This window comes from Oceanicaulis sp. UBA6590 (assembly GCF_002433705.1).
Taxonomy (GTDB): domain Bacteria; phylum Pseudomonadota; class Alphaproteobacteria; order Caulobacterales; family Maricaulaceae; genus Oceanicaulis.
In genome coordinates, this window is sequence record NZ_DJIQ01000016.1 from 109054 (window position 1) to 120310 (window position 11257).

Consider the following 11257-nt stretch of genomic DNA (forward strand, 5'->3'; position numbering starts at 1 on the left):
TATCGCACTGGCGAAAGATTGCGGCCCGGGGCGTCTCGCCCCGGGCCGTTTTCGTTGGCGCCGCAAAGCCCGCTTGGCCTGGCTTGCGTGATCGCAACGCAATCTCCTGTGTGCAGGCGCCGCAGGGCTGGCATCCTTCCCTGGGAGCGGGTTGACCAGGCCGCGCACGCATCGCAAGTACCTGCCATCACCGATTTAGATTTTTACGCCCGCCCGGTCCCGGCAGGGCGTTCTGAACAAGGACCTGGCCCATGAGCAAGCCGGACACTCCCTATCGCAAACGCGCGCTGGGCGACCGCGCGCTGAGCCCTGAAACCCTGATGATGAGCTACGGCTTCGATGCTAAGATGTCGGAAGGCTCCATCAAGCCGCCCGTCTTTCTCACCTCGACCTTCGCTTTCGCGACGGCGGAAGAGGGCGCGGCCTATTTCCGCATCATGGGCGGCAAGAAGGAAGCGGGCGATCCGGAGACGGCGGGGCTGCTGTACTCGCGTTTCAACAACCCCAACATGGAAGTGCTCGAGGACCGGCTCGCGGTCTTTGAAGGGGCCGAAGACGCGCTGGTGTTCTCGTCGGGCATGGGCGCGATCTCGACGGTGCTGATGGCCCATTCGCGCGCTGGCGACGTGATCCTGCAATCGACGCCGCTCTATGGCGGCACGGAGACCCTCATCCGCTCGATCCTGCCGCAATACGGCATCGCCAGCGCCGACTTCTTCGCGGGCGCCTCTGAAGAGGAAATCCGCAAGGTCGTGGATGCGGCCCTGGATAAAGGGCGCATCTCGGTTCTGTATTGCGAGACCCCGACCAATCCGACCAATGAGGTGGTGGACCTCAAGCTCATGGCCAAGCTGGCCGATGAGATCGGCGAGCGTCAGGGCCACCGCCCGCCGGTGGTGGTGGACAACACCATTCTCGGCCCCATCGGCCACAAGCCGTTGGAGCTGGGCGGCGATATCGTCGTCTATTCGCTGACCAAATATATCGGCGGCCACTCCGACCTGATCGGGGGCGCGGCGCTGGGCAAGTCCGACCAGATGCTTCCGGTGCGCAAGTTGCGCTCGGGCATGGGCACCAATCTGGACCCGCATACCTGCTGGATGCTGGCGCGCTCGCTTGAAACCGTGACGCTGCGCATGCGCGCCGCCTTCGAAGGCGCCCGCAAGGTGGCGGAATATCTGCGCGATCACCCCAAGGTGAAGAAGGTCCGTTATCTGGGTTTCCTGGAGGAGGGCACGCGCGATTACGAAGTGCACAAGCGCCAGTCCGGCGACATGCACGGCTCGACCTTCGCCTTTGACGTCGAGGGCGGGCAGGATGCGGCCTTCCGCATGCTCAATGCGCTGAAGGTGGCCAAGCTGGCCGTGTCGCTGGGCGGCACCGAGACCTTGATCTGCCATCCGGGCAGCACCACCCACGCCGCGGTGGACCGGGAGCTTCAGCAGCGCCTGGGGTTTGATCCGGGCATGGTTCGCGTGTCGATCGGGGTCGAGAATCCGGACGACCTGATCGCCGACTTTGAACAAGCTCTCAAGGACGCCTGATCGGAAAGGACCGCCATGACTGATATCTCCCTCGACAAGGACGAACGCGCCATCCTCGACTGGATCGAAAGCCGCGGCGATCACATGATCGACACGGTGAAGGCCTGGTCGAAAATCAATTCGGGCAGCCGCAATGCTGACGGTCTTGAGACCATGCGCACGGCCCTGTCCGAGGCGTTCTCCGAGCTTGAGGGCGATGTCAGCGCAGTGGAGCTCGAACCCTCCACCACGGTCGAACTCGACGGCGAAATCCGCGAGGTGCCCTATACGCCTTCGATGAAGGTGTCCAAACGGCCCGAAGCGCCGGTCCGCATCGTGCTCACCGGGCACCATGACACAGTGTTCCCGAAGGACAGCGGGTTTCAGGACTGGCGTCTTGTGGATGACGACACGATCAACGGGCCGGGCGTGGCGGACATGAAGGGCGGTATTCTTGTGATGCTGCATGGCCTTCTGGCGCTTGAGCGCAGCCCCTGGGCCAAACAGGTCGGCTATGACATCCTTGTCAGCCCGGATGAGGAGATCGGCTCGCTGGGGTCCGGCCCTGTCCTGATGGAACTGGGCTCGAAGGCCCATGTGGGCATGACCTATGAGCCGGCGCTGGCGGATGGCTCGCTGGCCGGGGCCCGCAAGGGTTCGGGCAATTTCTCGCTACGTTGTCTGGGACGCGCCGCCCATGCCGGGCGCGAGCACCATCTGGGCCGGAACGCCATCGTGGCGGCGGCGGATTTCGCGCGTTCACTCGACCTTCTCAATGGTCAGCGCCCTGACGTGACCTTCAATGTCTCCCGCATTGATGGGGGCGGGGCGCCCAATGTGGTGCCGGATCTGGGGATTTGCCGCTTCAATGTGCGGGTGAAGACCGAAGAGGACGCCATCTGGGCCAAGTCCGAGATGGAAAAGCTGGTGCGGGCCGCCGGTGCGCGCGACGGGATCACAGCGGATCTGCACGGCGGTTTCACGCGCCCTCCAAAACCCATGAGCCCCGCCAACCAGCGCATGTTCGACTGGACGCGGACGGCGGGTCAGGCCATAGGTCTGGACATAAAGTGGGCCGATACCGGCGGCGTCTGCGAAGGCAATAATCTGTGGGCGTCCGGTTGTCCCAATGTGGACACGCTGGGTGTGCGCGGCGCCGACATTCACTCTGACCGCGAGATCGCGAAGCTTTCGAGCTTCGTCGAACGGGCGCAGTTGTCAGCAGTGATGTTGATGCAGTTCGCGCGCGGACGGTTCAATGCGCAGGATGCCCGGGCTCTGTCAGAGGCCGGTTAGAACAAGGGGGACGCGCCATGCTCGTGGTGCGCGCCGCACGGTCTGATGACCATGCCGCATTCGTAGAACTCGCGCGGGCTGCGGGTCCGGGTTTCACCAGCCTGTCGCTGGATGACGAGGCCTTGCACGCCAAACTCCTGAAGTCCGAGCAGGCGTTTGAAGGCGTGCTCGAGGACCGTTCCGAGTGCGTCTACCAGCTGATGCTGGAGGATTCCGTCACTGGTCAGGTCTACGGCACCGCGGCGGTGAAAGCCGAAGTGGGGGTGAAGAAGCCCTATTTCGACTTCAAGATTTTCACCATCGCCCAGTCTTCCAGAGAAGCGGATCGCCGCTTTGACATGGACGCCATGCTGCTCGTGAATGATTTCGCCGGCTGCACGGAAGTGGGGTCGCTGTTTGTCAGCGACGCGCTGCGCGGGTCAGGGGCAGGGCGGCTCACCTCGCAGAGCCGCTACATGCTGGTGGCGGCGGACCGAACCCGCTTTGGCCATCGCATGCTGTCTGAGTTGCGCGGCGTTGTAGACGACAAGGGCGAGTCCGTTTTCTACGAGCATGTGACGCGTCCCTTCTTCCGCATGAGCTTTGAGGAAGCGGATTCCCTGTCAGCAGCCACGGACAACCAGTTCATCCTCGACCTGATGCCGCGCTCGGCGATCTTTCTCGATCTCTTGCCGGACGAGGTCCAGGCCGTGATCGGCAAGACCCATCCCGATGGCGCCAATGCATTGCGATTGCTGGAGTCTGAAGGCTTTCGCTATGACCGCTATGTGGACATTTTCGATGGCGGGCCGCTGGTCAGCTGTGAGACCGATGATGTCCGCACCATCAAGGACAGTCATCTGATGAGCGTGGCGGACGGCGCGCCGGGCGGCGACACGCTGCGCGCTTTGGTCTCCAACAATCAGATGCCTGATTTCCGATGCGTGCATGCAGAGGTCAGCGTCACCGGGGACGCCGTTTCTCTGGATGCAGACGCCGCCCGCGCGTTGAATGTCAGCGCGGGACAAACCGTACGCCTATGGACCAAGGAGCTAAGCTGATGGCGCATTCCGCTTTTATCTCAGGACAATGGGTGTCAGGCGGCGGCGCCGCGATGAGCTCAACCGATCCCGCCACGGGCGACACGGTCTGGACCGGCAAGAGCGCCACGCCTGACATCGTCAAGGAGGCGTTCGGATCGTCCCGCGCCGCGTTCGGTGAGTGGGCGCTGACACCGTATGAAGAGCGTCGGGCGGTGGTTGAGGCCTATGGCGACATCGTCAAGGCGGAAGCCGATCACATCGCCCAGCTGATCAGCCGGGAGACCGGCAAGCCGCTCTGGGAAACCAAGGGCGAGGCGGGCGCCATGGCGGCCAAGGTCGGCGTTTCCATCGCCGCCCATGATGAGCGCGCCGGACGCAAGGTCACCGAAACCGAATTCGGCGAGGCTGTGCTCGATCACAAGCCGCTGGGCGTCATGTTCGTCCTCGGTCCGTACAACTTCCCCGGACATCTGCCGAACGGGCATATCATTCCCGCGCTGCTGGCGGGCAACACCGTGGTGTTCAAACCGTCCGAGCTGACCCCGGCCGTGGGCGAATTCATGGTCCAGTGCTGGGAGAAGGCGGGCTTGCCCGCCGGCGTGCTGAACCTGGTGCAAGGCGCGCGTGAAACCGGCGCCGCGGCGCTGGACGATCCCGAACTGGATGGCGTGCTGTTCACCGGCAGCTGGAACACCGGTTCCTTCATCCACAAGAAGTTTGCAGGCCGCACGGGCGTGCAACTGGCGCTCGAAATGGGCGGCAACAACCCGCTCGTGGTCTGGGATGCGGCCGACGCCGAGGCCGCCGCACGCATTGCGGTGCTGTCGAGCTACATTACAGCAGGGCAGCGCTGCTCCTGTGCGCGTCGCCTGATCCTGCCCCAGGGCGCAGCGGGCGATGCCGTGGTCGAGCAGCTGGTCGGCATGATCGGCAAGCTCAGCGTCAATGTGTGGAACGCCGATCCCGAACCCTTCATGGGGCCGCTGGTCTCGGCTCAGGCGGCCGCGAATGTTCTCAAGGCGCAGGATGAGCTCATTGCTCTGGGCGCCAGACCCATCGTCAAGTCCGAAGCCATGGCGCTCGGCGACGCCTTTGTCAGCCCCGGGCTTCTGGATGTGGATGGCGTGGACACGCCGGACGAGGAAGTCTTCGGCCCGCTGCTGCAGGTACGCCGGGCGGACAGTTTCGAGGCGGCGCTCAAGGAAGCCAACAATACCGCCTATGGCCTGTCGGCCGGGTTGGTGTCTGACTCTGAAGATCTCTGGAAGCAGTTCTGGGCGGGCAGCCGCGCCGGCATCGTGAACCGCAATCGTCCGACGCCGGGCGCGGCCTCCACCATGCCGTTCGGCGGGCCGGGCCAGTCGGGCAATCTGCGCCCGAGCGCCTATTACGCCGCGGACTATGTGGCCTATCCGGTGGCGACCCAGGCCGCTGCGACGGTCGAGAAAATGCCTGTGAAAGGGCTCTGATCATGAGCGCGGTGGAAGCCAATTTCGACGGCCTTGTCGGCCCGACCCATAATTATGGCGGGCTCGCGCCGGGCAATCTGGCGAGCGCCAAGAATTCCGGCTCCATCGCCGCGCCGCGTGCGGGCGTGCTGGAAGGGCTGGCGAAAGCCAAAAGCCTCGCCGACGCCGGTCTGGTGCAGGGCGTGCTGCCGCCGCAGGAGCGCCCGTACATTCCGCACCTCAAAGCGCTGGGCTTTTCAGGCGCCAGTGACGGCGCAATCTGGGAAGCCGCGTACAAGGCCCAGCCCGCGCTCGCGCTGAACATGCTGTCCGCCAGCTCCATGTGGGCGGCGAATGCCGCAACGGTCAGCCCGAGCGCCGATACGGCGGACGGGCGTCTTCACTTCACCCCCGCCAACCTGCTGACGGCGTTGCACCGTTCCATCGAAGGCGAGCAGACCCGTCGCGCCCTGTCGGCGATCTTTCCGGACGCGGCGCGCTTCGCCGTGCACGACACGCTGCCCTATCAGTCCGCCTTCGCAGACGAGGGCGCCGCCAACCATGTGCGCCTGTGCGCCGAGCATGGCGCGGAAGGCGTTGAAATCTTCGTTCATGGCCGGGATGCGTTCGAGGCCTGGGACGGCAAGTTCCCGGCGCGCCAGACCCTGCAGGCGTGCGAAGCGGTGGAGCGCCGCCATGGTCTGAAGTCTGAGCGCACCGTCCATATCCGCCAGTCGCGCAAGGCGATCGAGGCGGGCGCCTTCCACAATGATGTCGTGTGCGTGGGAACCGGTCCTGTCCTGTTCTTCCATGAGCACGCCTTTGAGGACAAGGCCGCTGCACTGGACGCCATTCGCAAGGCGGCGGACGGCCTCTTCGAGCCGGTCTTTGTGGAAGTGCCCGACGCCGAGGTGCCGCTGGAGGACGCCATCACGTCCTACCTTTTCAACTCCCAGCTTCTGATCTGGCCGGGCGAGGCGCGCCAGGTTCTCGTGGCGCCGAAAGAGACCGAGGAAACCGCCTCCACCAACGCCTATTGCCAGCGTCTTGTGGACGGCAATACGCCCATTGGCGCGGTGAAGTTCGCCGATGTGCGCCAGTCCATGCGCAATGGCGGCGGGCCAGCTTGCCTGCGCTTGCGCGTGGTGCTGACCGAGGCCGAGCGCCACGCCGTCAATCCCAAAGTGATGATGGATGACGCGCTCTATGCGCAGCTCACCGACTGGGCGCAAACCCATTATCGCGAGGCATTGGCGCCGGGGGATCTGGGCGATCCGGCCCTTGTGAATGAAAGCCGCGAGGCGCTGGATGCGCTCACGTCAATTTTGGGTTTGGGATCAGACTTTTATCCGTTCCAGCGCGCCGGCGCCTGATCTCAGTCAGGTCTGGACACAAAAAACCCCGGCGCCCGGCGCCGGGGTTTCTTTTGATTTATGTGGATGCGCCTAGCGTACGCACAGCACGTCCACGAGCGCTTCGTCGCCGCGAACCGGACGACGCTCATCCAGTGACCAGACCGATCCCCGGGCCCGCTCGACGCCATAATGAACCGCACGGTTCATGCCGCTGACGCGGCACAGCGCGTCGGCTTCCTGATCTCCGCACCGACCATAGCTGCGGCTGTCGCAAGCGGAAATGGCGTAGCCGTTTGCGGTCGGGCGCGCAAAGAAGACCGACTGCACGCCCTGCACGCCGCCCTCGATGCGGTTGGAGCCGTGACCGGGGCGTCCCGGATAGCCGTAATCATCGTCGCGCGGACGGTGCTGATTGGTGGCCGAGCTGATCTCTCGGTTGAGGTTGTAGGCGTTCAGATTGCGCACATCGCGATCAATCTCGACGCAGCGTCCGCCATAGTCAGCGTGCTGGCAGAAGGTCCAGTCGCCCGAATGCACCTCAATGGACTGGGCGGCGTCGTTGAACCCCAGACGGTTCAGATTGTCGCTCGGCTCGATCAGGGTGACGCTGCGGCCCGTGAAGTTCGGTCCGGACCAGAGCGTGACGCCATTGTCGCGCGTCCGGCCACGGCGACCCTGGTCATGAACGGGACGGATCGAGCTGATCCGGTCATTGAAGGCCCACTGGCTCATATTCGGCAGGTCAGAGTCGATAACCTGGCAGGTGCCGCGATAGCTCGCATCGATGCAGACTTCCCATTGCCCGCCGCTGACCCGGATCGAGCTGGCCATGTCGTTGAAGTTCAGCCAGTCAAGATTTTCGGCGTCAGTGTCGATCACCACAGATCGGCCCTGATAGTTGGGCTGGTCATAGAGGGTGATCGACGGACCGCGGCCCCGATCGTGGCGCTGGGCTTCAGCAAGGTCGGCGGTCACGGCAAGACCGGCCATGGCGGCAAGCAGAACAGGGGCGAAACGCATTTCAGTCTCCTAATGACCAGATCAGACTATGCCGGGGTTTATGGCCCGTCCAACCTGAACCGGGACTGAAAGCGAAGTCGCCCCCGTGTTCATGACAAGGCTTTAATAGCCTTGGGCGTTTCCGTCCTTGCGCATCTCGCTGGCGCCGTAGAGCACGCCGGTCTCGCGGTCGCGCCAGATCGCCTGATAGCCGCCAAAGCCGCCATCGGATGCGCCGATGACGTGGCCGCGGGCCTCCAGTTCGGCGCGCACCTCGGCCGGCACGCCGCTTTCCAGATGCACAACGCCGACGCCTGCGGTCTCGCCCGCGGCGCCGGTCTCGGAGGTGGAGCCTTCATGGCGCCAGCGCGCCGTGTCGCCCGCTTCCTGAACATTGAGCCCGAAATCGATGATGTTGGAGACGATCTGCACATGGCCCTGGGGCTGCATGCCGCCCCCCATAAGGCCAAAGCTCATCACGCCATCACCGTCTTGAGTGATCATCGCCGGGATGATGGTGTGGAAGGGGCGTTTGCCCGGCGCGTAGACATTGGGGTGGTTCGGGTCGAGGCTGAACAGCTCGCCGCGATCCTGGAACATGAAGCCCAACCCGTCCGGCACAAGACCCGAGCCCATGCCCCGGAAGTTCGACTGGATCAGCGAGACCATCATGCCATTGCCGTCCGCGACCGTCAGATAGGTGGTGTCGCCATCCTCAAGGATCGCCGGGTCGCCATGGGTGACGCTTTGCATCGCCTGGTCCATGGAAATGAGAGCGCGGCGCTCGGCGGCGTACTCCTCGCTCAGAAGCGCTTCGACCGGAGCCGGCGCAAAGTCGGGATCGGCGTAAAAACGCGCGCGGTCCTCAAAGGCGAGACGCTTGGCCTCGATCTGCACATGCAGGGCGTCTGCGCTCATGAAGCCCATGGAGGCGAGGTCGTAGTCTTCAAGGATCTGCAGCATCTGCAGGGCGGCGATACCCTGACCCTGGGGCGGCAATTCCCATACATCATAGCCGCGATAGTTCACGCTGACCGGCTCCACCCATTCGGAGCGATGGTTCGCCAGATCCTCATAGCGAATCCAGCCGCCAATGCGCTGCATATAGGCGTCGATGGTGCGGGCGATCTCGCCCTCGTAAAAGGCGTCCCGTCCGCCCTCGGCGATCTGGCGCAGGGTGCTGGCGAGGTCAGGGTTGCGGAAGATCTCGCCCTCGCGGGGCGCGTCGCCATCCTCGGTCAGATAGGTGGCGCGGGCGTTGTCGAATTCCTCGATCTCGTCCTGGGCATGGCGGGCCTCGAGGATCGACATGTTCCGATCCCAGTAATAGGCGATCGTCTGGGTGAGGGGGAAACCCTCCTCGGCATAGCGGATCGTGGGCGCCAGCACCTCATCCATCGGCATTTCGCCAAAGCGTTCGTGCAGGGCATACCAGCCATCCACCGTGCCGGGCACGGAGACCGGCATGGCGCCCAGCGGCGGAATGGCGCCGTCTTCGCCGACCGTCTCGACGACCTCTTCATAGCTCAGGCCAAGGGGAGAGCGTCCGGCGCCGTTCAGGCCATAGACCTGTCGCGTCTCGGGATCATAGACAATGACGAAGATGTCCCCGCCAATGCCATTGCCGGTCGGCTCCATGAGGCCGAGCGCCGCGTTCGCCGCTATGGCGGCGTCCACGGCGTTGCCGCCGGATTTGAGGATGTCGAGCGCTATCTGAGTGGCCAGCGGATGGGCCGTGGCGGCCATGCCATGGACCGCGGTCACCGGAGAGCGGGTCGCGAAATGATCACCGCTCACCCGGTCTCCGGGATAGAAGTCCTGCGCGCCGGCTGACGCTCCGAATTCGCTAAAGGCCATGGCGGCGACCATACCGGCGGCTGCGATCTTGTTCATTGGCTTGCTCCCCGAGTGCAGGGGCGGACGTCGAGGTCCGCCCTTTCGGGGCCAGTAGATAAGCCGACTGGTCTGCGATCAAGGACTAGTTCGGCTGTTCGCCGCCATCTTCCTCGTCCGGCGCCTCTTCATCCGGCTGGTTGCGGTTGTTGTTCAGGAGCTGCCCGAACAGGCCGCGGACCACATCTTCAGGCGAGGCGGGGGCGTCGTCGTCTGTTTCACTGTCGCCATTCTGACGCAGCAGGCGCCCCGCCTGCTGGCTGAGAAGGTTGCGGGCCACGGCCTCGAAATCGATGCGGGCTGAGACATTGTTGAACCCGCCCTGCAGACGCACCGGCACTTCCAGACCCTGAAGATCGAGCTGGCCGCCCTGACCGGTCAGGGACTGCACGGCGCGCGGGGTGAGGCGGTAGTCGATGCTCTGGGCGCCCAGATCGATGCGGCCGTCGCCCAGCACGCGCAAAAGCGGGCTGAGCATTTGCAGATCCTGATTGCTCACCACGCCATTGGTCACGGTGAAGGTGCCTCCGAGGCTCGAGAAGTCGGTCTGCTCGGATTCGGCAAAGGCGGTGGGCAGGGCGCGGTTCTGAAGCGCGGTCTGCACGGTGCGGATCATCTGGGCGAGGTTCACGCCCTTGATGGCGCCGTCATTGAATTCGAACCCGCCGGTCCCGGACAGGGAATTCATGATCGCCGCCGGGCTCGAGCCGCTGGCGGTGAGATCCAGATTGAAGCCGCCATCCCCGATCAGACGGTCAAACTGCGCCGCCGCCAGCAGGAAGGGCTGCGCTTCCAGCGCATCCAGATTGGCGTTGAAGGAGAAGCTCGGCGTATTGCTGCGCGCATTAATGACCGCCACGGCCTCGCCCGTGCCTCCATACAGCTGGAAGCGGTTGAGGCGCGCCGTCATGCGGCCCTGATCCACGGTCACCAGAGCGGTGACGTCGCTGACTTCGATGTCACGCGCCTTGAGCTCGTCAGCGCGTATGGTGAGCTCGGAATCGAGCGTGCGAAGCGGCGCCAGATCGATCGGCTCATCGCTCCATTGGGAAATGCCGGCAGGGGCGCCGGCGCGATTGGCGTCCGGCTCACTGTCCGCAGGAATGTAAGGGGTGAGGTCCAGCATGGCGGTGCTCAACTCCCCCGTAATGCGCGGCCGGGCGCCGCCATAATTCAGCGTCATGGCGCCCTGGGCGTCGATATCGTCAAAGCTGATGCGCGCCTCGCGCAGTCGTAGAAGACCCGGCTCTCCGGAGACCGCGGAGCGCGCGCTGAACTGGCGGAAAATGTCGCCATCAGGCAAGTCTGCGCCCAGATAGCGCGCGAGTGCGCGCAAGGGCAGCGTTACATCCATATCCCCATCAAACGCCAGCTCGGTGCTTTCCAGGAAGCGGCCTTCCAGCGTGAGATCGGCGAGGGGGCCGTTCAGCGTGGTCGAGAAGGGCGTTTCCCGGCCCTCGAAGAAACCGCGCAGGGATCCCAGCTCGGCGTTGAAATTCATCGGGCGGCCATCGGCCTCGAACGAACCGCGCAAGCGCACCGGCTGGTCCACCGACGGCAGATCAATGGACAGATTGAGCGCATCAAACCGGCGGGTCTGGACGCCGTCATCAAAGGTGACGGCGCCATTCTCGATCCGCACGTCGCCAAAGCTGGCCTCGAAGGGCAGGGCGCCGGGCTGACGCTGGAAGCCCTCTTCAGGAGTGGCTTTCGCCACACCC

Annotated in this window: 8 protein-coding genes; 5 read left to right on the forward strand and 3 right to left on the reverse strand. The window is 64.4% G+C overall.

Translation table 11 applies throughout. The features are described from left to right. Positions 1–251 precede the first annotated feature (251 nt). The 5 genes from B2Z70_RS03510 to astB are packed head-to-tail and all read left to right on the forward strand — an operon-like array spanning position 252 to position 6662. A complete protein-coding gene (locus tag B2Z70_RS03510; protein ID WP_009801208.1) occupies positions 252–1544 on the forward strand; it encodes a cystathionine gamma-synthase family protein in 1293 nt (430 codons plus the stop codon). Positions 1545–1559: 15 nt separating this feature from the next. Continuing rightward, positions 1560–2819: a hydrolase gene (locus tag B2Z70_RS03515; protein WP_292981039.1), complete on the forward strand. Its 1260-nt coding sequence runs from the start codon at positions 1560–1562 to the stop codon at positions 2817–2819. Between the two features lie 17 nt (positions 2820–2836). Continuing rightward, positions 2837–3859, forward strand: a complete 1023-nt coding sequence (gene astA / locus B2Z70_RS03520; protein ID WP_292981042.1) for an arginine N-succinyltransferase — start codon at positions 2837–2839, stop codon at positions 3857–3859. Beyond that, positions 3859–5310, forward strand: a complete 1452-nt coding sequence (gene astD / locus B2Z70_RS03525) for a succinylglutamate-semialdehyde dehydrogenase (protein WP_292981045.1) — start codon at positions 3859–3861, stop codon at positions 5308–5310. Before astA ends, astD begins: the two co-directional genes overlap by 1 nt. 2 nt (positions 5311–5312) lie before the next feature. After that, positions 5313–6662: an N-succinylarginine dihydrolase gene (gene astB / locus B2Z70_RS03530; RefSeq protein ID WP_009801204.1), complete on the forward strand. Its 1350-nt coding sequence runs from the start codon at positions 5313–5315 to the stop codon at positions 6660–6662. Between the two features lie 72 nt (positions 6663–6734). Here astB and B2Z70_RS03535 read toward each other — a convergent pair whose 3' ends face one another. The 3 genes from B2Z70_RS03535 to B2Z70_RS03545 form a co-directional block, all read right to left on the reverse strand. After that, positions 6735–7664 (reverse strand): beta/gamma crystallin-related protein, encoded by a 930-nt coding sequence (locus B2Z70_RS03535; RefSeq protein ID WP_009801203.1) that lies wholly within the window; start codon positions 7662–7664, stop codon positions 6735–6737. Positions 7665–7766: 102 nt separating this feature from the next. Further along, the gene (gene ggt, locus B2Z70_RS03540) at positions 7767–9536 is read right to left on the reverse strand and encodes a gamma-glutamyltransferase (RefSeq protein WP_292981049.1); all 1770 of its coding nucleotides are present in this window, start codon (positions 9534–9536) and stop codon (positions 7767–7769) included. Between the two features lie 85 nt (positions 9537–9621). Further along, a partial coding sequence (locus tag B2Z70_RS03545) for an AsmA family protein (protein ID WP_292981052.1) occupies positions 9622–11257 on the reverse strand: 1636 nt, incomplete at its 5' end.